Origin of the sequence: Paraburkholderia kururiensis, from assembly GCF_034424375.1 — a bacterium.
Classification (GTDB): Bacteria; Pseudomonadota; Gammaproteobacteria; order Burkholderiales; family Burkholderiaceae; genus Paraburkholderia; species Paraburkholderia kururiensis_A.
Map to the genome: position 1 here is coordinate 5830962 of NZ_CP139965.1, position 23542 is coordinate 5854503.

General features: G+C 66.4%; 20 protein-coding genes. 15 read left to right on the top strand and 5 right to left on the bottom strand.

What is annotated here, in order from left to right; translation table 11 throughout:
* Window positions 1–6: 6 nt before the first annotated feature.
* The 7 genes from U0042_RS26135 to iscX all read left to right on the top strand — a co-directional run bounded on the left by U0042_RS26135 (window position 7) and on the right by iscX (window position 5673).
* The gene (locus U0042_RS26135; RefSeq protein ID WP_114811462.1) at window positions 7–1230 is read left to right on the top strand and encodes an IscS subfamily cysteine desulfurase; all 1224 of its coding nucleotides are present in this window, start codon (window positions 7–9) and stop codon (window positions 1228–1230) included.
* A 57-nt stretch (window positions 1231–1287) separates the two neighbouring features.
* Window positions 1288–1725, top strand: a complete 438-nt coding sequence (gene iscU, locus U0042_RS26140) for a Fe-S cluster assembly scaffold IscU (RefSeq protein ID WP_017777992.1) — start codon at window positions 1288–1290, stop codon at window positions 1723–1725.
* 210 nt (window positions 1726–1935) lie between these two features.
* Entirely contained in the window at window positions 1936–2259 is a 324-nt protein-coding gene (iscA, locus tag U0042_RS26145; protein WP_114811463.1) for an iron-sulfur cluster assembly protein IscA, read from the top strand.
* A 117-nt stretch (window positions 2260–2376) separates the two neighbouring features.
* Entirely contained in the window at window positions 2377–2904 is a 528-nt protein-coding gene (gene hscB / locus U0042_RS26150; RefSeq protein ID WP_114811464.1) for a Fe-S protein assembly co-chaperone HscB, read from the top strand.
* Window positions 2905–2978: 74 nt separating this feature from the next.
* Complete coding sequence (gene hscA / locus U0042_RS26155; RefSeq protein WP_114811465.1) at window positions 2979–4847, top strand: Fe-S protein assembly chaperone HscA; 1869 nt, start codon at window positions 2979–2981, stop codon at window positions 4845–4847.
* Between the two features lie 271 nt (window positions 4848–5118).
* Window positions 5119–5460 (top strand): ISC system 2Fe-2S type ferredoxin, encoded by a 342-nt coding sequence (gene fdx / locus U0042_RS26160; RefSeq protein WP_017777996.1) that lies wholly within the window; start codon window positions 5119–5121, stop codon window positions 5458–5460.
* Between the two features lie 15 nt (window positions 5461–5475).
* Window positions 5476–5673 carry a Fe-S cluster assembly protein IscX gene (gene iscX / locus U0042_RS26165; RefSeq protein WP_114811466.1) on the top strand — a complete coding sequence of 66 codons (198 nt, stop codon included), beginning with the start codon at window positions 5476–5478 and terminating at the stop codon, window positions 5671–5673.
* A 136-nt stretch (window positions 5674–5809) separates the two neighbouring features.
* On the opposite strand, the gene U0042_RS26170 is transcribed toward iscX, so the two are convergent.
* From U0042_RS26170 to U0042_RS26190, 5 genes are all read right to left on the bottom strand, one after another.
* On the bottom strand, window positions 5810–6544 hold the full coding sequence (locus U0042_RS26170) for a glycine zipper 2TM domain-containing protein (RefSeq protein ID WP_114811467.1): 735 nt from the start codon (window positions 6542–6544) through the stop codon (window positions 5810–5812).
* 361 nt (window positions 6545–6905) lie between these two features.
* Window positions 6906–8432 carry a lysine--tRNA ligase gene (gene lysS / locus U0042_RS26175; protein WP_114811468.1) on the bottom strand — a complete coding sequence of 509 codons (1527 nt, stop codon included), beginning with the start codon at window positions 8430–8432 and terminating at the stop codon, window positions 6906–6908.
* 34 nt (window positions 8433–8466) lie between these two features.
* Window positions 8467–9571 (bottom strand): peptide chain release factor 2 gene (gene prfB, locus U0042_RS26180; protein ID WP_114811469.1). Its coding sequence is split into 2 segments (ribosomal slippage): window positions 8467–9489 and window positions 9491–9571, totalling 1104 coding nucleotides; the frame shifts between segments, so codons are not numbered across the junction.
* Window positions 9572–9623: 52 nt separating this feature from the next.
* Window positions 9624–11330, bottom strand: coding sequence for a single-stranded-DNA-specific exonuclease RecJ (gene recJ, locus U0042_RS26185; RefSeq protein WP_114811470.1), 1707 nt, complete (start codon window positions 11328–11330; stop codon window positions 9624–9626).
* Window positions 11331–11409: 79 nt separating this feature from the next.
* Entirely contained in the window at window positions 11410–12516 is a 1107-nt protein-coding gene (locus U0042_RS26190) for a regulator (protein ID WP_114811616.1), read from the bottom strand.
* 232 nt (window positions 12517–12748) lie between these two features.
* Between U0042_RS26190 and U0042_RS26195 the strand changes: the two genes are divergently transcribed.
* The 8 genes from U0042_RS26195 to eno all read left to right on the top strand — a co-directional run bounded on the left by U0042_RS26195 (window position 12749) and on the right by eno (window position 23484).
* Window positions 12749–14002, top strand: a complete 1254-nt coding sequence (locus U0042_RS26195; protein ID WP_114811471.1) for a lipoprotein-releasing ABC transporter permease subunit — start codon at window positions 12749–12751, stop codon at window positions 14000–14002.
* Window positions 13995–14741 (top strand): lipoprotein-releasing ABC transporter ATP-binding protein LolD, encoded by a 747-nt coding sequence (gene lolD, locus U0042_RS26200; protein WP_114811472.1) that lies wholly within the window; start codon window positions 13995–13997, stop codon window positions 14739–14741. The genes U0042_RS26195 and lolD overlap by 8 nt, the downstream gene beginning before the upstream one ends.
* A 102-nt stretch (window positions 14742–14843) precedes the next feature.
* Window positions 14844–15632 (top strand): TatD family hydrolase, encoded by a 789-nt coding sequence (locus tag U0042_RS26205; protein ID WP_114811473.1) that lies wholly within the window; start codon window positions 14844–14846, stop codon window positions 15630–15632.
* A 205-nt stretch (window positions 15633–15837) separates the two neighbouring features.
* Complete coding sequence (locus tag U0042_RS26210) at window positions 15838–18495, top strand: ComEC/Rec2 family competence protein (protein ID WP_114811474.1); 2658 nt, start codon at window positions 15838–15840, stop codon at window positions 18493–18495.
* A 123-nt stretch (window positions 18496–18618) separates the two neighbouring features.
* Window positions 18619–19422, top strand: coding sequence for an alpha/beta fold hydrolase (locus tag U0042_RS26215; RefSeq protein ID WP_114811475.1), 804 nt, complete (start codon window positions 18619–18621; stop codon window positions 19420–19422).
* Window positions 19423–19552: 130 nt separating this feature from the next.
* Window positions 19553–21214 (top strand): CTP synthase, encoded by a 1662-nt coding sequence (locus U0042_RS26220; RefSeq protein WP_114811476.1) that lies wholly within the window; start codon window positions 19553–19555, stop codon window positions 21212–21214.
* Window positions 21211–22065, top strand: a complete 855-nt coding sequence (gene kdsA, locus U0042_RS26225) for a 3-deoxy-8-phosphooctulonate synthase (RefSeq protein ID WP_114811477.1) — start codon at window positions 21211–21213, stop codon at window positions 22063–22065. Before U0042_RS26220 ends, kdsA begins: the two co-directional genes overlap by 4 nt.
* 135 nt (window positions 22066–22200) lie before the next feature.
* Complete coding sequence (gene eno, locus U0042_RS26230; protein ID WP_017778012.1) at window positions 22201–23484, top strand: phosphopyruvate hydratase; 1284 nt, start codon at window positions 22201–22203, stop codon at window positions 23482–23484.
* Window positions 23485–23542: the final 58 nt, after the last annotated feature.

Below are 23542 nucleotides of genomic sequence, written 5' to 3' on the forward strand. Positions count from 1 at the left end.
CGATAGATGAATAACGATATTCCCCACCTGCCCATCTACATGGACTACAGCGCGACGACGCCGGTCGACCCACGCGTGGTGGACAAGATGATTCCCTACCTGCGCGAGCACTTCGGCAACCCGGCATCGCGCAGTCACGCGTACGGCTGGGAGGCCGAGCGGGCCGTCGAGGAAGCGCGCGAGAACGTCGCGGCGCTCGTCAATGCCGATCCGCGTGAAATCATCTGGACCTCGGGCGCGACGGAGTCGGACAACCTCGCCATCAAGGGCGCGGCGCATTTCTACAAGAGCAAGGGCAAGCACGTCGTCACGGTGAAGACCGAGCACAAGGCCGTGCTGGATACCTGCCGTGAACTCGAGCGCGAAGGTTTCGAAGTCACGTATCTGGACGTGAAGGACGACGGCCTGATCGACCTCGACGTGTTCAAGGCCGCGCTGCGTCCCGACACGATCCTCGTTTCCGTCATGCACGTGAACAACGAGATCGGCGTGATTCAGGACATCGAGACGATCGGCGAGATCTGTCGCGAGAAGGGCATCGTTTTCCACGTGGACGCCGCCCAGGCCACGGGTAAGGTCCAGATCGACCTGCAGAAGCTGAAGGTCGACCTGATGTCGTTCTCGGCGCACAAGACCTATGGTCCGAAGGGCATCGGCGCGCTGTACGTGCGCCGCAAGCCGCGCGTGCGCATCGAAGCGCAGATGCACGGCGGCGGCCACGAGCGCGGCATGCGCTCGGGCACGCTGGCCACGCACCAGATCGTCGGCATAGGCGAGGCCTTCCGCATTGCGCGCGAAGAAATGGCAACCGAAAACGAGCGCATCCGCATGCTGCGCGATCGCCTGTTCGCCGGCCTTTCGCAGATGGACGAAGTCTATGTCAACGGCGACATGGAACGGCGTGTCCCGCACAACCTGAACATCAGCTTCAACTTCGTCGAAGGCGAGTCGCTGATCATGGCGGTGAAGGACGTGGCGGTGTCGTCGGGTTCGGCGTGCACGTCGGCGTCGCTCGAACCGTCGTACGTGCTGCGCGCGCTCGGCCGCAACGACGAACTGGCGCACAGCTCCATTCGCTTCACCGTGGGCCGGTTCACGACGGAGCAGGAAGTGGACTACGTGATCAACCTGCTGAAGAACAAGATCGCCAAGCTGCGCGAACTGTCGCCGCTTTGGGAAATGCACCAGGACGGCATCGACCTGTCCACCATCCAGTGGGCCGCTCACTGAGCGCGCCGATATCGGCAGCGGCAGGCGAGAGACTCGAAACGAATCAAGGAGTGAATCATGGCATATAGCGACAAGGTTCTGGATCATTACGAAAACCCGCGCAACGTGGGTTCGTTCGCGAAGGACGACGACGCGGTGGGTACCGGCATGGTGGGCGCTCCGGCGTGCGGCGACGTGATGAAGCTGCAGATTCGCGTGGGCGCGGACGGCGTGATCGAAGACGCGAAGTTCAAGACGTACGGCTGCGGTTCGGCCATCGCGTCGAGCTCGCTCGTGACCGAGTGGGTGAAGGGCAAGACGCTCGACGAGGCGCTCTCCATCAAGAACACGCACATCGCCGAAGAACTCGCGCTGCCGCCGGTGAAGATCCACTGCTCGATTCTCGCGGAAGACGCGATCAAGGCCGCGGTGGCGGACTATCGTCAGCGTCATGGCGCGCAGACGCCCGCCACGGCCGAAGCCGCGGATGCCGAAGCGAAGCACGCAGCGGCTTGAGTGGCAAGCGAGCCGCTGCGAAGCGGCCAGCAAGAGCGGTAACCAGGCGGCAACTGAGCAGCAAAACAGCCTGTCCGGCTGACGGGCAGGGCCAGTGGCAAGTGGTTTAACGAACGGATGCAGGCAGGGTTGCGCGGCGGCGCCCGTGCTGGAAACGTTCCGGAGTACTCCGGGGCACAGCAAGGCGGCGTTTCGCGCGACGAAGACGCTATGGCTATTACGTTGACGGAAAAGGCGGCACAACACGTGCAGAAGTATCTGTCCCGGCGCGGCAAGGGCATCGGGCTGCGGCTCGGCGTGCGTACGACGGGCTGTTCGGGTCTTGCGTACAAGCTCGAGTATGTCGACGAGCTCTCGGCGGAAGATCAGGTGTTCGAGAGCAACGGCGTGAAGGTCGTGGTGGACCCGAAAAGCCTTGCCTATATCGACGGCACCGAGCTCGACTTCGCCCGCGAGGGCCTGAACGAAGGCTTCAGGTTCAACAACCCGAACGTGAAGGACGAGTGCGGCTGCGGCGAGTCGTTCCGCGTATAAGCGGGCGTACGCACAAGAAAGGCGGCACGGGCCGCCTTTTTTTGATTCGCGCCCGGCACGCCGCGGGATGGCCGCTCCCTTCATGACGTTGTTTCCACCCACCCGTTCCCTTTAAGCATGGCCTCGCTGACCGATAGCCACTTCACTCTGTTCGGCCTGCCCGAGCAATTCGCCATCGAGACGAACGCACTCGACGAGGCCTATCGCACCGTGCAGTCGCAGGTGCATCCGGACCGCTTCGCGGCCGCCGGCGACGCGCAGAAGCGCATCGCCATGCAATGGGCGACGCGCGCGAACGAGGCCTATCAGACGCTGCGCAATCCGCTGCGCCGTGCCACTTACCTGCTGCATCTGCGCGGTATCGACGTCGGCGCGGAGAACAACACCGCGATGGAGCCGGCCTTCCTGATGCAGCAGATGGAATGGCGCGAGAACATCGAAGACGCCGCCGCGGCGAAAAACGTCGACGCACTCGACGCGCTGCTGGCCGAGCTGCGCGACGAAGAGCGCGCCCGCCTCGGCAAGCTCGCGGTGCTGCTCGACAGCGGCGCGAACCAGGCGGCGAGCGAAGCGGTGCGCCAGCTCATGTTCATCGAGCGCGTGGCCGCGGACATCGACACGCAGATCGAGCGGCTCGAAGGCTAGGCGCCGCGCTTGCCGCGACACACCTACATTGACGGGCCACGCGGCCCGCGAGAGATCAGAGACACACATCACAGATGGCCCTACTGCAAATCTCCGAACCCGGCATGGCGCCCGCGCCGCACCAGCGGCGGCTCGCCGTCGGCATCGACCTCGGCACCACGAATTCGCTCGTCGCCGCCGTGCGCAACGGCGTGCCCGACGTGCTGCCCGACGAAGAGGGCTACGTGCTGCTGCCGTCCGTCGTGCGTTACCTGGAAAAGGGCGGACGCCGCATCGGCCGCGCGGCGAAAGCGGAAGCGGTGCTCGATCCGCGCAATACGATCGTGTCCGTGAAGCGCTTCATGGGGCGCGGCAAAGAAGAAGTGGAGGGCGCCGAAAACGCGCCCTACGATTTCGTGGACGCGCCCGGCATGGTGCAGATCCGCACCGTGGACGGCGTGAAGAGCCCGGTCGAAGTGTCGGCGGAAATTCTTGCGACGCTGCGGCAACGCGCCGAAGACACGCTGGGCGACGAACTGGTCGGCGCGGTGATCACGGTCCCCGCGTATTTCGACGACGCCCAGCGCCAGGCCACCAAGGACGCCGCGCGCCTCGCCGGCCTCAACGTGCTGCGCCTGCTCAACGAGCCGACCGCGGCGGCGATTGCCTATGGCCTCGACAACGGTGCCGAAGGTCTCTACGCCGTGTACGACCTGGGCGGCGGCACGTTCGACCTCTCGATCCTGAAACTCACGAAGGGCGTGTTCGAAGTGCTGGCGGCCGGCGGCGACTCCGCGCTCGGTGGCGACGACTTCGATCACGCATTGTTCCGCTACGTGCTGGGCGAAGCCGGGCTCGACGCGAAGACGCTGAAGCCCGAAGACGTGCGCATGCTGCTCGACCACGTGCGCGTGGCGAAGGAAGCGCTCTCGTCGGCACCCACGGCGACGATCGAGGCGACGCTCGCCAGCGGTGCGAAGCTCGACCTCACCGTGGACGAAGCGACCTTCGAAACGCTCACGCGCGACCTCGTGCAGCGAACGCTCGGTCCCACGCGAAAAGCGCTGCGCGATGCGAAGGTGACGCCCGCCGACATCAAGGGCGTGGTGCTGGTGGGCGGCGCGACGCGCATGCCGGTGATCCGCCGCGCCGTGGAGGCCTTTTTCGGTCAGCCGCCGCTCACGAATCTCGACCCGGACCAGGTCGTCGCGCTCGGCGCGGCCATCCAGGCGGACCTGCTCGCGGGCAACCGCGGCGAAGACGACTGGTTGCTGCTCGACGTGATTCCGCTGTCGCTCGGCATCGAGACCATGGGCGGGCTCGCCGAGAAGATTATCCCGCGCAACTCCACCATTCCGGTGGCGCGCGCGCAGGACTTCACGACCTTCAAGGACGGCCAGACCGCCATGGCGATCCACGTGGTGCAGGGCGAGCGCGAACTCGTGTCCGACTGCCGGTCGCTCGCGCGTTTCGAACTGCGCGGCATTCCGCCGATGGCCGCGGGCGCGGCGCGCATCCGCGTGACGTTCCAGGTGGACGCGGACGGCCTGCTGTCGGTGTTCGCGCGCGAGCAGCTGTCGGGCGTGGAGGCGTCGGTGGTGGTGAAGCCCTCGTACGGCCTCGCGGACGACGACATCGCGAAGATGCTCGAAGACAGTTACACGTCCGCCGAAACCGACATGCGGGCACGCGCGCTGCGCGAGGCGCAGGTCGAGGCGCAGCGCCTGATCGAAGCGACCGGCGCGGCGCTCGCGGCCGACGGCGAACTGCTCGATGCCGCCGAGCGCGCGGAACTGGATCGCCTCGTGGCCGCGCTGCGCGAGGTCGCCGCGAGCGATGACGCCGATGCCATCGAGGCCGCGACCAAAGCGCTCTCCGAAGGCACCGACGAATTCGCCGCGCGCCGTATGGACAAGGGCATCAAGCGCGCGCTCGCCGGGCGCAGGCTCGACGAGATCGGGTGAGCGAGGCGCTTTCGTCGTATCGTTCGCGGGTCGCTTTGCTCGCGGCGTCGCCTCTGCCGCGCCCCGAACGCAGGCCATGCAGACGACGCGCCATGCGCGAAAGACCGCCTCGAATGCGCCTGCCATGCGCGGTGGCCGCGCCCTCCGACAACGCCCGCGCCGTCCGCGATTTCCCGATGCTGCAACGCGCGCGCCCCAGCTAAAATGATGCGGCACCCGATCATCGACGACCGGTGGCCGCACCCGAACCGCTAATCAAACGGAATTGGTCATGCCTCAAATCGTTGTGCTGCCCCACGTCGAACTGTGCCCGGATGGCGCCGTTATCGAAGCCACGCCCGGCAAGAGCATCTGCGATACGCTGCTCGACGCCGGCATCGAGATCGAGCATGCATGCGAGAAGTCGTGCGCCTGCACGACCTGCCATGTCGTCGTGCGCGAAGGCTTCGAAGCGCTCACGCCGTCGGAGGAAGACGAAGACGACCTGCTCGACAAGGCATGGGGCCTCGAGCCCACCTCGCGTCTGTCGTGCCAGGCGATCGTGCCGCAGAGCGAGGACCTCGTCATCGAGATCCCGCGCTATTCGATCAACCACGCGAAAGAGAACCACTGACAGGAGCGAGCCGCCATGAAATGGACCGACACGCAGGACATTGCGATGGCCCTGACGGACACCCATCCGGAGGTCGACCCGCAGTACGTGCGCTTTACGGATTTGCACCGCTGGGTGACCGAACTGGAGGGCTTCGACGACGACCCGGAACGGTCGAACGAGAAGATTCTGGAGGCGATCCAGGCGGCGTGGATCGAGGATGCTGACTACTGACTCGAACCCGAACCGGTTCACCTGAACGCAGCGGAATTGAAAAAGGCGATTCGCACATTGTGCGAATCGCCTTTTTTGTATCGAGGTGCCGCGGTGCGTCGGGGGCCGTCGGACGGGCGCCCCGCACAGCCGCCGCTCAGTAAGCCACCAGCGTGCCGTTCTCGACGCGTACGCGTTGGCCTTGCTGGAACGGCGGCGCCTGGTGATACGTGAAATAGCGCGTCTTGCCGTTCTCCATGTGCACGCGCACCGAGTAGCTGGTGCTGCTGCGCAGACGTTTCTCCACCGAGTTGCCGGCGAGGCCGCCGCCCAACGCGCCGAGCAGCGTCATGGCGGTACGCCCGTTGCCCGAGCCGAACTGGTTGCCGACCACGCCGCCCGCAACGGCACCGCCTACCGCGCCGATGCCGGTGCCGTGGCCTTCCGTGCGTACCGCGGAGATCGCTTCTACCGTGCCGCAACTCTGGCAATACGCGGGCTGCGCCGGTTCGCGCTGCGCGTACGGCTGTTGCTGGGCATACGTCTGCGGTTGCGGCGCGGCTTGCTGTGCGTATTGCGCTTCCTGGCTGGGTACCGGCTGGGCCGGGGCGCGCTGAACCGGCGCCGGCTGTTGCTGTGCCTGCGTGGGCTGTTGCGATTGAGCGTACGTGGCCGGATTCGCCGGCTGCGAGGCATCCACCACCGGCTGCGACGCGATGGCCGCGGACTGAACCTGATTGTTCTCCGCGCTGCCGCTCGTGGCCTTCGGAAAGAGGCCCGTGATGGCCGCCGTGGCGGCGAGGCTCGCCACGATGACGGCGCCTGCCGCGACCGCGATGAGCGGATGAAGGCGGCGCGGCTGTGTGGGTTGAACGTTGGTCGGGTTATTCATTGATGGCCTCCGTCGTGACAGAGTCGGTCTTTATCAGACCGAGTGTCGCCCAGTTCGATCCGTCGGACCTTTTCACTTTGTAACGAAATCCGGCGGGGAAGCAGAGGAAAAGAGGGGAAGCTTGGGCACGGTCGTGGGAAACCGCGTCGCTGCCGCTTTTGCCGACGCGCCTGGGTGCGAGGGCAAAACGGGATCGAATCCATTTACCGGTAGTTACAAACCATCGGCGGGAAGGGCCGGATGACGAAGGAGCCCCTTCAAAGCCGGGCACAAAAAAAGCGCCGGGCATCATCGCCCGGCGCTTTCCAGATCGAACAAGCAGCGACCCACCGCAATACGGCGGCGCCACTGCTCCGCGCGATCACTCCTCGCGGCGCAGATGCGGGAACAGGATGACGTCGCGGATGCTGGGGCTGTCCGTGAGCAGCATGACCAGCCGGTCGATGCCGATGCCGCAGCCGCCGGTGGGCGGCATGCCGTATTCCAGCGCGCGGATGTAGTCGGCGTCGTAGTACATCGCTTCCTCGTCGCCGGCGTCCTTTTGCTCGACCTGCTTCTTGAACCGTGCAGCCTGGTCTTCCGGATCGTTGAGCTCCGAGAAGCCGTTCGCGATTTCGCGGCCAGTGATGAACAGCTCGAAACGCTCCGTGATGCCGGGCACCGTGTCCGACGCGCGCGCGAGCGGCGAGACTTCCACCGGGTAGTCGATGATGTAGGTGGGCTCCCACAGCTGCGATTCCGCGGTTTCCTCGAAGAGTGCGAGTTGCAGCGCGCCGAGGCCCGAATTCAGGAATTTCGGCTCGGTGGTGTCCACGCCGAACTTCTTCAGCTCGGTACGCACGAACGCTTCGTCGCCCAGTTGGGCCGGCGTGTAATCCGGCGCGTACTTCTGGATGGCCTGCGTAATCGTGAGGCGATGGAACGGCTTGCCGAGGTCCAGCTCGCGGCCCTGGTAGGTGAGGGTGGCCGTGCCGAGCGAATCGACGGCGGCCTGGCGGATGAGCCGCTCGACGAAGTCCATGAGCCACGTGTAGTCCGTGTACGCGGCGTAGAACTCCATCATCGTGAATTCCGGGTTGTGGCGCGGCGAGACGCCCTCGTTGCGGAAATTCCGGTTGATCTCGAACACGCGCTCGAAGCCGCCCACGATCAGCCGCTTCAGATACAGCTCCGGCGCGATGCGCATGAACATTTCCATGTCCAGCGCGTTGTGGTGCGTGATGAAAGGCTTGGCCGCCGCGCCGCCCGGAATGGGGTGCAGCATCGGCGTTTCCACTTCCATGAATTCGGCCTCCGACATGAAGCGGCGAATCGACGAGATCGCCTTCGTGCGCGCGACGAAAGTCTTGCGCGCCTCGGGCGTCACGATCAGGTCGACGTAGCGCTGGCGGTAGCGCATTTCCTGGTCCGCGAGACCGTGGAACTTGTCCGGCAGCGGACGCAGCGCTTTCGAGAGCAGGCGCAATTCCGTGCAGCGCACGGAAAGCTCGCCCTTGTTGGTGCGAAACAGCACGCCGCGCGCCGCGACGATGTCGCCCAGGTCCCACTTCTTGAACGCGTCGTAGGTGGCTTCGCCCACGTCGGCGGGCGTGATGAAGAACTGGATCTGGCCCGAGCCGTCCTGCACCGTCGCGAAGCTCGCCTTGCCCATCACGCGCTTGAGCATCATGCGGCCGGCCACGGCCACGTCGAGCGCTTCGGCTTCGAGCGTTTCCTTCGTGGCCTCGGCATAGGCCGACTGCAGTGCCGCGGCCTGGTGAGTGGGACGGAAGTCGTTGGGGTACGCGACGCCTTGCTCGCGCAGCGCGCGCAGCTTTTCGCGGCGCTCGGCCATGATCTGGTTGTCGTCCAGTTCCTGGGCGGCGTTCGGCTGGGTGGGTTCGGTCATGATCGGTTGATGTTCGGTAGCGGGACGGCGCGGCTTACACGCCCTGCTTGAGGCTCGCGCTGATGAAGTCGTCGAGGTCGCCGTCGAGCACCGCTTTCGTGTTGCTCATTTCGACGTTGGTGCGCAGATCCTTCACGCGGCTCTGGTCGAGCACGTAGGAGCGGATCTGATGGCCCCAGCCCACGTCCGACTTGCTCGATTCGAGCTTGTCCTGCTCGGCCTGGCGCTTGCGCAGCTCGGCTTCGTAGAGGCGCGACTTCAGCATGGCCATCGCCTCGGCGCGGTTGCGGTGCTGCGAGCGGTCGTTCTGGCACTGCACGACGATGCCCGTCGGAATGTGCGTGATCCGCACGGCCGAATCGGTCTTGTTGATGTGCTGGCCGCCCGCGCCCGAAGCGCGGAACGTGTCGATGCGCAGATCGGCCGGGTTGATGTCCACTTCGAACGATTCGTCCACCTCGGGATACACGAACACCGACGAGAACGAGGTGTGGCGCCCGCCCGACGAATCGAACGGCGACTTGCGCACGAGGCGGTGAATGCCGGTTTCCGTGCGCAAAAAGCCGTAGGCGTATTCGCCTTCCACCTTGATGGTCGCGCTCTTGATGCCCGCGACGTCGCCTTCGGACTCTTCGAGCACTTCGGCCTTGAAGCCTTTGCGCTCGCAGTAGCGCAGGTACTGGCGCAGCAGCATCGAAGCCCAGTCGCACGCTTCGGTGCCGCCGGCGCCGGCCTGGATGTCGATGAAGGCGTTGTTGGGGTCCGCGGGGTTCGCGAACATGCGGCGGAATTCGAGGTCGGCGACGCGCTTCTCGATGGCGGCCGCGTCGGCTTCGCAGGCGACGAGCGTGTCTTCGTCGTTTTCCTCGCGGCCCATCTCGAACAGTTCCTGCGTGTCACGCAGGTCGTTGCCGATGCCGGTGAGCGAAGTGACGACGCCTTCGAGCAGCTTCTTTTCCTTGCCGAGTGCCTGGGCGTGCTTCGCATCGTCCCAGACGTTCGGGTCTTCGAGTTCCTTGTCGACTTCGGCTAGACGCGCAGATTTGGCGTCGTAGTCAAAGATACCCCCGAAGCTCGTCTGCGCGGCGGCGCAGGTCGGCTAGAGAGCTTTCGATCGCGTTCAGACGTTCCGCTTCCATGTCGGTCCTGATTTGATGCTGTAAAAACGTGAAATTATAGCCGATTGCGGGGTCACGCCGCCGCGTGTTCCACGATCAGCTGCACCCGCGAAACGCCGTTCCAGGTGTCGGATGCAAGCCGGTAGGCGAGCATGGCGCGCGCCGGCAGCAGGTCGGTGTGGTTGAACCAGATCGCGTTGTAGCGCTGGCGGGCGCGCACCAGTTGCAGCTTGAGATGGCGGTCCTTCACGAGCGCCTGCGAGACCACGTCGAATTCGCCCGAAAAGACCGGTGCCGGGAAGCCCTGGCCCCAAACGGCGGCATCGAGCATCTCGACGAACTGCGGCGTGAAATACGCGTCTTCGAGCTCGCCGTCGGTCTCGACGATGCGCGCGAGCGCGTCGTCGGAAAGCCATTCGCGGCCCACGGACTCGAACGCGGCCGTGAAGCGCGGCACGTCGGCACTGGCGATCGTGAGGCCGGCCGCCATGGCGTGGCCGCCGAACTTCAGGATCAGCCCCGGCTCGCGCTTCGAGACGAGATCGAGCGCATCGCGCAGATGAAAGCCCGCAATCGAGCGGCCCGAGCCGCGCACGAGCACGCCGCTTTGGTCGGCGCGCGCGAACGTGAACACGGGCCGGTGAAAGCGCTCCTTGAGCCGTCCCGCGACGATGCCGATCACGCCCTGATGCCAGGCGGGGTTGAAGAGCGTGATGGTGGCGGCATCCGCGGGGTCGACCTGCGCGAGGTCGTCGAGCGCCTGCTGCTGCATGCCGGCTTCGATCTCGCGGCGCTCGCGGTTCATCGCGTCGAGCTGCTGCGCCAGTTGCCAGGCGCGGCCGACGTCGTCCGTGGTGAGGCATTCGATGCCGAGCGACATGTCCGAGAGACGCCCGGCCGCGTTCAGCCGCGGGCCCAGCGCGAAGCCGAGGTCGAAGCCCGAGGCGCTGCGCGCGTCGCGGCCCGCCGCGCGAAAGAGGGCGGCGATACCGGGCTGCATGCGTCCGTTACGAATGCGTTGCAGGCCTTGTGCGACCAGCACGCGGTTGTTCGCGTCGAGCTTCACGACATCGGCCACGGTGCCGAGTGCGACGAGGTCGAGCAGGCCGTCGAGCCGCGGCTCGGCGCGTCCGTCATTAAAGGCGCCGCGCCGGCGCAGTTCCGCGCGCACGGCCAGCAGCACGTAGAACATCACGCCCACACCCGCAATGCACTTGCTCGGAAAGCCGCAGCCCGGCTGGTTCGGATTGACGATGGCGCGTGCGGCGGGCAGCGTGTCGCCGGGCAGGTGATGGTCGGTGACGAGCACGTCGATGCCGAGCGCGTTGGCTGCCTCCACGCCCTCGACGCTCGCAATGCCGTTGTCCACGGTGATGAGCAGATCGGGCTTGCCGCCGGGCCGGGACGCCGCGAGCGCGACGATCTCCGGCGTGAGCCCGTAGCCGTACTCGAAGCGGTTCGGCACGAGGTAGTCCACCTCGCCGCCGAACATGCGCAGGCCGCGCACCGCAACGGCGCAGGCGGTGGCGCCGTCGCAGTCGTAGTCGGCGACCACCAGCATGCGGCGCTTTGCTTCGATGGCATCGGCCAACAGCGCGGCCGCCTCGTCGCAGCCGCTCAGCATGGCGGGCGGCGTGAGGCGCGCGAGGCCGGTTTCGATCTCGCCCGGCTCGCAGACGCCACGCGAGGCATAGAGGCGCGCGAGCACGGGATGCAGGCCGTGCCGGATCAGGACTTCGACGTCGGCCATGGACGCTGCGCGGGTAACGATTCGGGTCATGCTGTTCGGTGCGTGCTGCGCAGAGGGTTCGTGCTTCGGCGTCGGGCCGCCGGCGGGTGCGAATGCGAAAGCGGCGCGCTCATTCGATGAACAGCGACGCGAATACGCGCCGGCGCCAGAATTTGCGCAGATCGCCGCGCGTGACGGCGAGCGTGACCGAGCCCGTGTCGCCGCACAGCGTGAGTTCTAGTGTGCGCAGTTCGCCCTTTTGCAGGGCGGCGAGGGCGGGCGCGAACCAGTTGCGCTCCAGCGCGGCGAACGCGGCATTCCAGCGCGCCCAGTCCTGCTCGACGAACGGCACGGAGAACGGATCGAGCTCGACGAGCGTGGCGCCGTCGGTGGGGCCTTCCGCCTCGCGCAGCGCCGCGAAAGTTGCGGGCGGTGCCTCATGCGGCGTTTGCGCCGCGAGCGCGAGCCCGCGCGTGGCGACGGCGTTCGAGTAGACGTGCGCGAACGGGCTCGTGACGGGCTGCGCCGTGCCCTGACCGTGGAACCAGATCGAATTGACGGCCGGCAGGCCGCGTGCCTCGCGCGCCTCGTTCACGGGATGCTCGAACCACGCCATCTGGATCTCGTTCTGCAGCTTCATCCAGAGCCGCGAGCGCTCGCCGGTATGGGCTTCGTGCGGCAGCCAGATTTCGATGTTGCGGCCGCTTGCGCGCAGCGGCGACGCGCCCGCGAGCGTGCCGAACGCGTCGCTCGAGAGATACCAGCGTCGCGGCGTAGGCGCTTCGACGCGAACGCCCAGTTCCTCGATGAGCGGCCGCGCGATGCCGTGCAGCACGGCCGCTTCTTCGTCGGTCAGTTCGAGCGCCGCGGGATCGACCAGCACGAGATGGTCATGTGCGATGCGCACGTGCACAGGCTCCACGCATGCCCATGCCGCGGCGTCGGGCGCGCCGCCGTCGGCGCGCAGCATGTACGGCGCGAGCGGCGCTTCGTCGGCTGCCGCGGCACCGGCAGGCACTGCGCCGAACCGGCGTGCCACCCAGCGCTCGTGCGGCAGCGTGCGCTGAAAGTCTTCGCCGATCACGCGCTCCACCAGCGTGGCGCGCGCGACGAGCTGATCGAGCGCGGGGTGGGCGAGATGGGCAAGCGCGGTGGAAGCGTCGGCTGCGGAGGGCAGCGCGAAAGGCAGGAGCAGGTGCAGACGGTGGAGGGGTTCGACGTGCATGATGGTGCGCATTGTATGGCAAACTTCGCGGTTGATTTGATCGCCGCGCCGCGCGTGGACGACCGCGGCGTGGAACCATCGGCCGCGATCCGCGCCCAACATGAGCAATGAGCGGGCAATGAGTGAGCGATGAGACGGGGGCAATGCGCTGACGAATACGCCGCCGCTCCGCCACGCCGCAGCGCGGTCGCACGACACGCATCACCACAGGAATCACGCGCCGGGGGCGCAAACAAGGATTCGCTTGAAACTTCCCTACGAATATCAGATCGGCCTGCGCTACACGCGCGCAGGCAAACGCACCACCGGCAACGGCTTCATTTCGTTCATCGCGCTCGTTTCCATGTCCGGCATCGCGCTCGGCGTGGCGGCGCTCATCGTGGTGCTTTCGGTGATGAACGGCTTTCAGCGCGAAGTGCGCGACCGCATGCTCTCGGTGCTCGCGCACGTCGAAATCTTTTCGCCCACGGGGTCCATGCCCGACTGGCAGCTCACCGCGAAGGAAGCGCGGCAGAACCCCTCCGTGATCGGCGCGGCGCCGTACGTGGATGCCCAGGCGCTCCTCACGCGCGGCGACACCGTGAGCGGCGTGGCGCTGCGCGGCGTGGAGCCGTCGCTCGAACCCGAAGTCTCGGACATCGGCAAGGAAATGAAGGCGGGTCAGCTGACCGATCTCACGCCGGGCAGCTTCGACATCGTGCTGGGTGCGGATCTCGCGGCCAATCTCGGCGTGCAGATGGGCGACAAGATCACGCTCGTCGCGCCCGAAGGCTCCATGACGCCCGCCGGCCTGTTGCCGCGCCTCAAGCAGTTCACCGTGGCGGGCGTGTTCGAATCGGGCCACTACGAATACGACAGCACGCTCGCGCTCGTGAACATCCGTGATGCGCAGGCGCTGTACCGGCTGCCCGCGCCCACCGGCGTGCGGCTGCGTCTCAAAGACATGCAGCGCGCGCCCGAAGTCGCGCACCAACTGGCGCGCACGCTTTCGGGCGACCTCTACATCCGCGACTGGACGCAGCAGAACAAGACTTGGTTCTCGGCCGTCCAGATCGAAAAGCGCATGATGTTCATCATCCTCACGCTGATCATCGCGGTGGCCGCGTTCAATCTCGTCTCGTCGCTCGTGATGACGGTCACCAACAAGCAGGCCGACATCGCGATCCTGCGCACGCTCGGCGCGCAGCCCGGTTCCATCATGAAGATCTTCGTGGTGCAGGGCGTGACCATCGGCTTCGTCGGCACGGCAACGGGCGTCGCGCTGGGCTGCCTCATCGCATGGAGCATCCCGTGGCTCGTGCCGATGATCGAACACATGCTCGGCGTGCAGTTCCTGCCGCCGTCCGTCTACTTCATCAGCGAGCTGCCTTCCGAGCTGGTCGCCTCCGACGTGATTCGCATCGGCGGCATTGCCTTCCTGCTCTCGGCGCTCGCGACGCTCTATCCCAGCTGGCGCGGCGCGAAGGTTCGCCCGGCGGAGGCGCTGCGCTATGAATGATCTTTCTCTCGCTGCGGCGAAGGCGGCAGGCCCGGCCGGCCATTCGCCTTACGTGCTCGAAGCGAACGGCATTTCGAAGTCGTTCGTGCAGGGCGGCCTCGACGTGTCGGTGCTCAAGGACGCGGAACTCGTCGTGAAGCGCGGTGAGAAGCTCGCCATCGTGGGTGCCTCGGGCTCGGGCAAGAGCACGCTGCTGCACGTGCTGGGCGGCCTCGACGAACCCGGGGCGGGCGCGGTGTCCGTGCTCGGCAAGCCGTTCACGCAGCTTTCCGAGCGCGAGCGCAACGACCTGCGCAACCGCGCGCTTGGCTTCGTCTATCAGTTTCACCATCTGCTGCCCGAGTTTTCCGCGCTCGACAACGTCGCGATGCCGTTGCGCATTCGCCGCATGTCGACCGAGGAAGCTCGTCGCGAAGCGCTCGCGATGCTCGAACGCGTGGGGCTGGGGCATCGCGCGAAACACCGGCCGGGCGAGCTGTCGGGCGGCGAGCGCCAGCGCGTGGCCATTGCGCGGGCGCTGGTGACGAAGCCCGCCTGCGTGCTGGCCGACGAGCCCACCGGCAACCTCGACGGCACCACGGCCGATACCGTGTTCAACCTGATGCTCGAACTTTCCGCAACGCTCGAAACGAGCTTCGTGATCGTCACGCACGACCCCGATCTCGCCGATCGCTGCGATCGCATCCTGCGGTTGCGCGACGGCACGCTGCACGAGGAGCCGGCGGCACATCACGGCTGAATCCGCGGCGCGTTCGGGTCACGAGATCGAAGGATCGAACGACGGACGCGCCGCAAGCCGGGCCCGCGCCTTGCGGCGGCCCGTCGCGAGGAGGGCATTGCCATGTGGATCGATACGCACTGTCATCTCGACGCGGCCGAGTTCGACGAAGACCGTGACACGGTGGCGCGCGCCGCGCAGCAAGCGGGCGTGGGCCGCATCGTGATTCCGGCCGTGGGGCGCGAGAACTTTGCGACGGTGCGCGAGCTGGCGCATCGCGTGCAAGGCGGCACGTACGCGCTCGGCATTCATCCGCTTTTTACGCCGCACGCGGCCGAAGCCGACCTCGACCGGCTGCGCATGGAAATCGAGGCGAGCCTCGCCGACGAGCGCTTCGTCGGCATCGGCGAAATCGGCCTCGATTTTTTCGTGGCCGGGCTCGACGAGGCGCGGCAGCAGCACTTCTACCAGGCGCAACTCGAACTGGCGCGCGAGTTCGAACTGCCCGTGATCTGCCACGTGCGCAAGTCGCAGGACCAGGTGTTGAAGGGGCTGCGGCGGCACGGCGTGCATCGCGGCATCGCCCATGCGTTCAACGGCAGCTTCCAGCAGGCGCAGGCCTATCTCGATCACGGCATTCGCCTCGGCTTTGGCGGCAATCTGACGTTCGAGCGTGCGCGGCAGATCCGGCGGCTCGCGCAGCAATTGCCGCTGGACGCAATCGTCGTGGAAACCGACGCGCCCGACATTCCTCCATCATGGATCTATCGCGGACGCAACACGCCCGATCAGGTCTCGCGCATCGGCGCGGTGCTCGCCGAACTGCGCGGCATGAGTGAGCACGAACTCGCCCTAGGCACAACGGCTAACGCGCACGCGGCGCTGCCGCGACTCGCGCTTTCGTCTTCATAATCGTTTCCTGTAGAGCGGGCCGCGCGCGGCGCGCCTTCGTCTTCGTTGTGGCTTTGCGCAACTTTGCACAACGAACGGCGAGAGCGGCTGCGCGTTTGTATTTCGATGCGCTCGAAGCCACGCCTCGCCGGATGTCGCCCGGCGGGACGGCATCCGTGCGGATGCAGCTTCGCATCGAACGGTCCGCGCCGGATCGGGAGGCGGCATGCGGGCAGTGTGGTGCGGGTTTGCGTTAGGCGTGGTGGGGTTGCAGCAGCAGGCGGCGTTGCCCGGCTGGCACGTTGTGATGGCGTGCTTGCTGATGGCGGCGACGGCGGCCGTCGGGGCAAGCGCGATGGGGCGAAAGGGTCGCGGACGCGTCGTGCGTGCGGGCGGCTGGTGTGCCGTCTGGATCGCCGCGGCTTGCATCGGATTCGTCTACGCGGCGTGGCGCGCCGAAACGCGGCTCGCGTACGAATTGCCCAAGGCATGGGAAGTGCGCGACGTCGAACTGCAGGGCTATATCGAGAACCTGCCCGCTACGGACGCCACCGGTGTGCGCTTTCAGTTCGCGGTGGAGTCCCCAGCGCTTGCTGGTCGAGCGGCCGAGCCGCAGGATCGCGCTGTGGCGAAACACTTTGCGCGGCGCGTCCAGCTTTCGTGGATCGCACGCGATGCGCCGGTGCCCGTGCTCGAGCCGGGGCAGCGCTGGCGCCTGACGGTGCGGCTCAAACGTCCGCATGGCACGGCGAACTTCGGCGTGCGCGACGCGGAAGCGGCGCTCATCGCGCGCAACGTGCGCGCCACGGGCTACGTGAGCGCGACGCAGAACGCGCAGCGACTGCCCGGCGATGAACGCGGCGTAGGCATCGCCTTCGAGCGTGCGCGCATGGCGCTGCGCGATCGCATCGTCGAGGCACTGGGCGACGCGCCGCATCGCGGCATCGTGGTCGCGCTCGCGAACGGCGCGCAGGATCTCATCGGCGACGACGACTGGCGGCTGATGCGCCGCACCGGCACGAGTCATCTGGTGGCTGTGTCGGGGCTGCATATCGGTCTGGTTGCAGGCATGGTGGGGTGGCTCGTGGCCGCGTTGTGGCGTCGCTCGTGCTTCGTTGGCCGCGACTGGCCGCTCGTCGTGCCGGCGCAAAAGGTTGCCGTGGTGGGCGGTGCGTTGGCCGCGGCGGTCTATGCCGGCCTCGCCGGCTTCAACGTGCCCGCTCAGCGCGCGTTATGGATGCTCGCCGTGATCGGCCTCGCGTTTCTGAGCGGTCGTCAGGTGGGGCGGTCCACGGCGCTTGCATGGGCACTCGGCATCGTGCTGCTGATCGACCCGTGGGCCGTCCTGTCGGCGGGGTTCTGGCTGTCGTTCGGCGCGGTCGTCGCGATCTTCTATGCGATGTCGCGCACCGTGCGTCGACGCGAAGCGAGCACGGCGATCGGACCCGATGACGCCGAGCGTGACGCGACCGCGCTGCACAGCGGCGAGGATTCACCGCGACGAATCGCGTGGTTCGCGTGGCTCGCCGTGTTCGTTCGGCGGATGGGCAGTGCCCTCGGCGGATGGCTGCGGGAAGGCGCCCATGTGCAGTTCGCCGTGACCATCGCGCTCGCGCCGCTTACGGCCTTGTGGTTTGCGCAGATTCCGCTCGTCGGACCATTGGCGAATGCGTTTGCCATCCCATGGGTGAGCGTCGTCGTGACGCCGGTCGTGCTGGTGGGTTGCGTGCTGCCCGCGCCGCTCGATGCGCCCGTCTTTCGTGTCGCGCATGAACTGCTCGTGTGGCTTGCGGTGGCGTTGGAAGGGGTTTCGCGGCCTTCGTGGGCGCTGCTTCACGTGCCGATGCCAGGGCCGTGGGCGCTTGCCGCTGCGGCGGCGGGTGTGCTCTGGTGCCTCGCGCCGCGGGGCTGGCCGTTGCGCTGGGCAGCGCCGCTCACGTGGCTGCCATTGCTCGTGCCGCCGCCGTCCGGGCTCGCTGTGGGCGCGTTTCGTCTGACGGCGCTCGACATCGGTCAGGGTTCCTCGGTGTTGATCGAAACGGCGCAGCATGCCTTGCTGTTCGACGCGGGGCCCGGGCCCGAATCGACGCGCGCCGGCGAGCGCGTGGTCGTGCCGTACCTCGATGCGCGCGGCCTGCGGCGGCTCGATACGCTGGTGCTGAGCCACGACGATTCCGATCATTCGGGCGGCGCGGCGGCTGTGCTCGACGGCGTGGAGGTGGGCCAGGTGCTGGCGGCCGTCGCGCCGTCGCATCCTCTCTGGACGGCGGCGCGTGCGGCCGGTGCGCAGACGGTGCAGTGCGCGGCGGGGCAGCGCTGGCAGTGGGATGGCGTCGACTTCGAGATGCTGTGGCCCGATCCCGGTCCGCTGCGCGGCAAGACCAACGAGCATTGCTGCGTGTTGCGCGTGACGGCGGCGGTGCCGGCAGGTTCAGCGCCGGGCATGACGGCGCAGGCTGCGTCCGACGCCGCACCCGCGCGGAATCCGCCACCATCGGCACTCCTCAGCGCAGATGCCGACGCGCAAACCGAACGCACGCTGATCGCCCGCGACCGCTCGGCCTTGCGCGCCCAGGTGCTCGTCGTGCCGCATCACGGCAGCGCGACCTCGTCTACCGAGCCGTTCCTCGATTCCGTCGAACCGCTCGTCGCGATATTTCAGGTAGGCTATCGCAACCGTTTCCACCACCCGAATCCGCGCGTGCTCGCGCGCTACGAGGCGCGCGAGACGACGCTCACGCGTAGCGACGTGGATGGCGCGGTCCGGCTCGACGTAGCGTTCGTCCGACCCGATGACGCGAGTGGGCAGGGGCAACACCCGACGGCGCCGCCGCAGCCCGAGCGCTATCGCGAGACGCACCGGCGCTACTGGATGGATCGCTAGAGAGAAGAGCGAACAGGCACGTCGAACGGGCCTTCGAGCGTGGGCGGCCACCGCTCACGGTCGGCGGCCAACCGCAGCGGGACGCGAAGAACCCGCGAGCCTCATCAAGGAGACAGCACGCATTTGAAGAACGTCATTCACTTCTCGCATGCGAACGGTTTTCCGGCGCCAACCTACCGGACGCTTTTCGCCGAACTCGCCGACGACTACGAGATCCGCTTCGTCGAGCGCATTGGTCACGACCCGCGGTATCCCGTGACGCGCGACTGGCCGCATCTCGTCGAGGAACTGCTCGCCGACATCGAACGTTCGTACGAGCAGCCCGTCTGGCTTGTCGGGCATTCGCTGGGCGGCTACCTCTCGCTGATGGCGGCGTTGCGGCGCCCGCAGTGGGTGAGGGGCGTCGTGATGCTCGACTCGCCCGTGATCGCGGGCTGGCGCAGCAGCGTGCTGCGCGTTTCGCAGTGGACCGGACTCGACGAGCGGCTCTCGCCCGCCGCGGCTACGCGCACGCGCCGCACGCATTGGGCGAGCCGCGACGAGGCCTGGCGGCATTTCCATGCGAAGCCGGCGTTCGCGCGCTGGGACGAACGTGTGCTCTCCGATTACATCGACTTCGGCATTCCGCAGACGGCGCCCGACGGCAGCCGCTCGCTCGCCTTCGACCGGCGCGTCGAATATCTGATTTACCGCACGTTGCCGCACACGCTCGGCGCGCGGCTCGCGCATGGCGCGCCGGTGCCGGTCGGATTCATCGCGGGCACGCGCTCGAAGGAGATTCGTCAGGTGGGACTGGCGGCGACGCGGCGAGCCGCGGGCGAGCGCATCGAATGGATGGAAGGCAGCCATCTCTATCCGATGGAGCGACCCATCGACACTGCGCGAGCGGTGCTCGGCATGCTGCGTCGGCTCGGACGCGAAGGGTAGCGGCGGGGCGCTTTGCAGCACATGTTGCAGTACGCTTCGCGGCATCCTCGCGCGGTGTTTTTTGCGGGGACGGATTCCAGGAAAGGGGAGCCTTTACGGTATAATCCGTTTTTCCCGCGAGCATCCAGCGATGACCAAATATGTTTTCGTCACCGGCGGCGTAGTTTCCTCCCTCGGCAAGGGTATTGCCGCCGCCTCTCTCGCCGCGATCCTCGAATCGCGCGGTCTGAAAGTCACCCTCCTCAAGCTCGATCCCTACATCAACGTCGACCCCGGCACGATGAGTCCGTTTCAGCACGGCGAAGTGTTCGTGACGGAAGACGGAGCGGAAACCGATCTCGACCTCGGCCACTACGAGCGCTTCATCAGCACGAAGATGCGCAAGGCCAACAACTTCACCACGGGCCAGATCTACGAATCGGTGATCCGCAAGGAACGCCGCGGCGATTATCTCGGCAAGACGGTGCAGGTCATTCCGCACATCACCAACGAAATCCAGGCGTTCATCGAGCGCGGCGCCGCGTCGGCCACGTGTGGCGAACCGGACGTGGCGATCGTGGAAATCGGCGGCACGGTGGGCGACATCGAATCGCTGCCGTTTCTCGAAGCGGCGCGGCAGATGAGCCTGCGCATGGGCCGCAACAACGCGTGCTTTATCCACCTCACGCTGGTGCCGTTCATCGCGACGGCGGGCGAACTGAAGACCAAACCCACGCAGCACAGCGTGCAGAAGCTGCGCGAGATCGGTATCTATCCGAACGTGCTGCTGTGCCGTGCCGACCGCCGCATTCCCGACGACGAACGCCAGAAGATCTCGCTCTTCTCGAACGTGCCGCAGGACGCCGTGATTTCAGTGTGGGACGTGGACAGCATCTACAAGATTCCGCAGATGCTGCACGACCAGGGGCTCGACGCGATCGTGTGCGAGGAACTGAAGCTCTCGCCGAAGCCCGCAGACCTCACAGTGTGGTCGGAGATGGTCGAGAAGCTCGAGCATCCGAAGCATGAAGTGACCATCGGCATGGTCGGCAAGTACGTCGATCTCACCGAGTCGTACAAGTCGCTCATCGAAGCGCTCAAGCACGCGTCGATCCACACGTCGACGAAGGTCAACATCGAGTACATCGACTCCGAGCAGATCGAGACCGAAGGCGTCGAAAGCCTGAAGCATCTCGACGCCGTGCTCGTGCCGGGCGGTTTCGGCCGGCGCGGCACCGAAGGCAAGATCAAGGCGATCCAGTACGCCCGCGAGGCGAAGGTGCCGTACCTCGGCATCTGCCTCGGCATGCAGCTCGCCGTGATCGAGTTCGCGCGCCACGTGGTGGGCCTCAAGGACGCCAACAGCACCGAGTTCGATCCGGAAACACCGAACCGTGTCGTCGCGCTCATCACCGAATGGTACGACCGCGAAGGCAAGGTGGAAAAGCGCGACGAGGAGTCGGACCTGGGCGGCACCATGCGCCTCGGCTCGCAGCGTTGCCCGATCAAGCCCGGCACGATGGCGTCGGAGATCTACGGCAAGGACGTCAACGAGCGTCACCGTCACCGCTATGAAGTCAACAACCGCTTCGTGCCGCAACTGGAGACGGGCGGCCTCGTCATCAGCGCCCGCACGCCGAGCGAAGATCTGCCGGAAATGATGGAGTTGCCGCGCGACCTGCACCCGTGGTTCGTCGGCGTGCAGTTTCACCCCGAATTCACGTCGACGCCGCGCGACGGTCATCCGCTTTTCAAGGCGTATGTCGAAGCGGCGCTCGCTTGCCAACAGTCGCGCGTCAAGGAGCAGGCATGAAGCTGTGCGGGTTCGAGGTCGGTCTCGACAAGCCGTTCTTCCTGATCGCGGGCACCTGCGTGGTCGAGTCGGAGCAGATGACGATCGACACGGCCGGGCGTCTCAAGGAAATTTGCGCGAAGCTCGGCGTGCCGTTCATCTACAAGTCCTCGTACGACAAGGCCAATCGCAGCAGCGGCAAGTCGTTTCGCGGGCTGGGTATGGACGAAGGGCTGCGTATCCTCGGTGAAGTGAAGCGTCAGCTCGGCCTGCCGGTGCTCACCGACGTGCACAGCGAAGCGGAAATCGAACCGGTAGCGGCGGTGGTGGACGTGCTGCAGACGCCGGCGTTCCTCTGCCGTCAGACCGACTTCATCCACGCCTGCGCGCGCTCGGGCAAGCCTGTCAACATCAAGAAGGGCCAGTTTCTCGCGCCGCACGACATGAAGAACGTGATCGACAAGGCACGCGAAGCGGCGCGCGAGGCCGGGCTCTCCGAAGATCGCTTTCTTGCCTGCGAACGCGGCGTTTCATTCGGTTACAACAATCTCGTCTCGGACATGCGCTCGCTTGCGATCATGCGCGAGACGGGCGCGCCGGTCGTGTTCGACGCCACGCACTCGGTGCAGTTGCCGGGCGGGCAGGGCACGAGTTCGGGCGGTCAGCGCGAGTTCGTGCCGGTGCTCGCGCGCGCGGCCGTCGCGACGGGCGTGGCCGGGCTCTTCATGGAAACCCATCCGCGCCCGGCCGAGGCGAAGTCGGACGGTCCCAACGCGGTGCCGCTCCACCGCATGGCGGACCTGCTCGAAACGCTGCTCACGCTCGACGAGGCCGTGAAGCGCAAGCCGTTCCTCGAGCACGATTTCAACTGATGCGCGTCTCGCGTGGGCGCACGTCGTGTGCGGCGCCCACCGCGAACCGCATCCGGCGGCGATACGAGGTTCATGCCGGAGCGATTCGAACGCCGTCGTCGCCGTAAGAATTCAACGTCATTTCCTGAGGAAACCATGAGTGCAATCGTAGACATCATCGGTCGTGAGATTCTGGATTCGCGAGGCAACCCCACCGTCGAATGCGACGTGTTGCTCGAGTCGGGCACGATGGGCCGCGCGGCGGTGCCGTCGGGCGCATCCACCGGCTCGCGCGAGGCGATCGAACTGCGCGACGGCGAAACCGGCCGCTACGGCGGCAAGGGCGTGCTGAAGGCGGTCGAGCACATCAACACCGAGATTTCCGAAGCGATCATGGGCCTCGACGCGTCGGAACAGGCGTTCCTCGACAAGACGCTGCTGGAGCTCGACGGTACGGACAACAAGTCGCGTCTGGGCGCCAACGCGCTGCTCGCGGTGTCCATGGCCGTGGCGAAGGCCGCCGCCGAAGAAGCCGGCTTGCCGCTGTACCGCTATTTCGGCGGCTCGGGCGCGATGCAACTGCCGGTTCCGATGATGAACATCGTCAACGGCGGCGCGCACGCGAACAACAGCCTCGACATCCAGGAATTCATGATCGTGCCGGTGAGCCAGCCGACCTTCCGCGAAGCGTTGCGTTGCGGCGCGGAAGTGTTCCACGCGCTCAAGAAGATTCTCTCGGACCGCGGCATGAGCACGGCCGTGGGCGACGAAGGCGGCTTCGCGCCGAACTTCGGCAGCAACGACGAATGCCTCTCCACGATTCTCCAGGCCATCGAAAAGGCCGGCTACCGTGCCGGTGAAGACGTGCTGCTCGCGCTCGACTGCGCGGCGAGCGAGTTCTATCACGACGGCAAGTACCAGCTCGCGGGCGAAGGCCTGCAACTGTCGTCGGCCGAGTTCACCGACTACCTCGCCACGTTGGCCGACAAATTCCCGATCGTCTCGATCGAAGACGGCATGCACGAAGGCGACTGGGACGGCTGGAAGCTGCTGACGGAGCGCCTCGGCAAGAAGATCCAGCTGGTGGGCGACGACCTGTTCGTCACGAACACGCGCATCCTGAAGGAAGGCATCGAGAAGGGCATCGCGAACTCGATCCTCATCAAGATCAACCAGATCGGCACGCTGACCGAAACGTTCGCCGCCATCGAGATGGCCAAGCGCGCGGGCTACACGGCTGTGATTTCGCACCGCTCGGGCGAAACCGAAGATTCGACCATTGCCGACATCGCCGTGGGCCTGAACGCCGGCCAGATCAAGACCGGTTCGCTCTCGCGCAGCGACCGCATCTCGAAGTACAACCAGTTGCTGCGCATCGAGGAAGACCTCGGCGATATCGCGAGCTACCCGGGCAAGTCGACGTTCTACAATCTGCGTTGATGAACGTCAGCGTCGTTTCTGGCTTTTGATCCTCCCCGTCGCCCTGCGTATAGCGCAG

Bases quoted from the DNA above. Each gene is read 5' to 3' on its own strand.
- eno (WP_017778012.1), top strand. From the start codon at position 22,201: ATGAGTGCAATCGTAGACATCATCGGTCGTGAGATTCTGGATTCGCGA.
- iscU (WP_017777992.1), top strand. From the start codon at position 1,288: ATGGCATATAGCGACAAGGTTCTGGATCATTACGAAAACCCGCGCAAC.
- U0042_RS26135 (WP_114811462.1), top strand. From the start codon at position 7: ATGAATAACGATATTCCCCACCTGCCCATCTACATGGACTACAGCGCG.
- kdsA (WP_114811477.1), top strand. From the start codon at position 21,211: ATGAAGCTGTGCGGGTTCGAGGTCGGTCTCGACAAGCCGTTCTTCCTG.
- U0042_RS26170 (WP_114811467.1), bottom strand. From the start codon at position 6,544: ATGAATAACCCGACCAACGTTCAACCCACACAGCCGCGCCGCCTTCAT.
- iscA (WP_114811463.1), top strand. From the start codon at position 1,936: ATGGCTATTACGTTGACGGAAAAGGCGGCACAACACGTGCAGAAGTAT.
- lolD (WP_114811472.1), top strand. From the start codon at position 13,995: ATGAATGATCTTTCTCTCGCTGCGGCGAAGGCGGCAGGCCCGGCCGGC.
- U0042_RS26205 (WP_114811473.1), top strand. From the start codon at position 14,844: ATGTGGATCGATACGCACTGTCATCTCGACGCGGCCGAGTTCGACGAA.
- U0042_RS26220 (WP_114811476.1), top strand. From the start codon at position 19,553: ATGACCAAATATGTTTTCGTCACCGGCGGCGTAGTTTCCTCCCTCGGC.
- lysS (WP_114811468.1), bottom strand. From the start codon at position 8,432: ATGACCGAACCCACCCAGCCGAACGCCGCCCAGGAACTGGACGACAAC.
- U0042_RS26210 (WP_114811474.1), top strand. From the start codon at position 15,838: ATGCGGGCAGTGTGGTGCGGGTTTGCGTTAGGCGTGGTGGGGTTGCAG.
- U0042_RS26190 (WP_114811616.1), bottom strand. From the start codon at position 12,516: ATGCGCACCATCATGCACGTCGAACCCCTCCACCGTCTGCACCTGCTC.
- recJ (WP_114811470.1), bottom strand. From the start codon at position 11,330: ATGACCCGAATCGTTACCCGCGCAGCGTCCATGGCCGACGTCGAAGTC.
- hscA (WP_114811465.1), top strand. From the start codon at position 2,979: ATGGCCCTACTGCAAATCTCCGAACCCGGCATGGCGCCCGCGCCGCAC.
- hscB (WP_114811464.1), top strand. From the start codon at position 2,377: ATGGCCTCGCTGACCGATAGCCACTTCACTCTGTTCGGCCTGCCCGAG.
- iscX (WP_114811466.1), top strand. From the start codon at position 5,476: ATGAAATGGACCGACACGCAGGACATTGCGATGGCCCTGACGGACACC.
- fdx (WP_017777996.1), top strand. From the start codon at position 5,119: ATGCCTCAAATCGTTGTGCTGCCCCACGTCGAACTGTGCCCGGATGGC.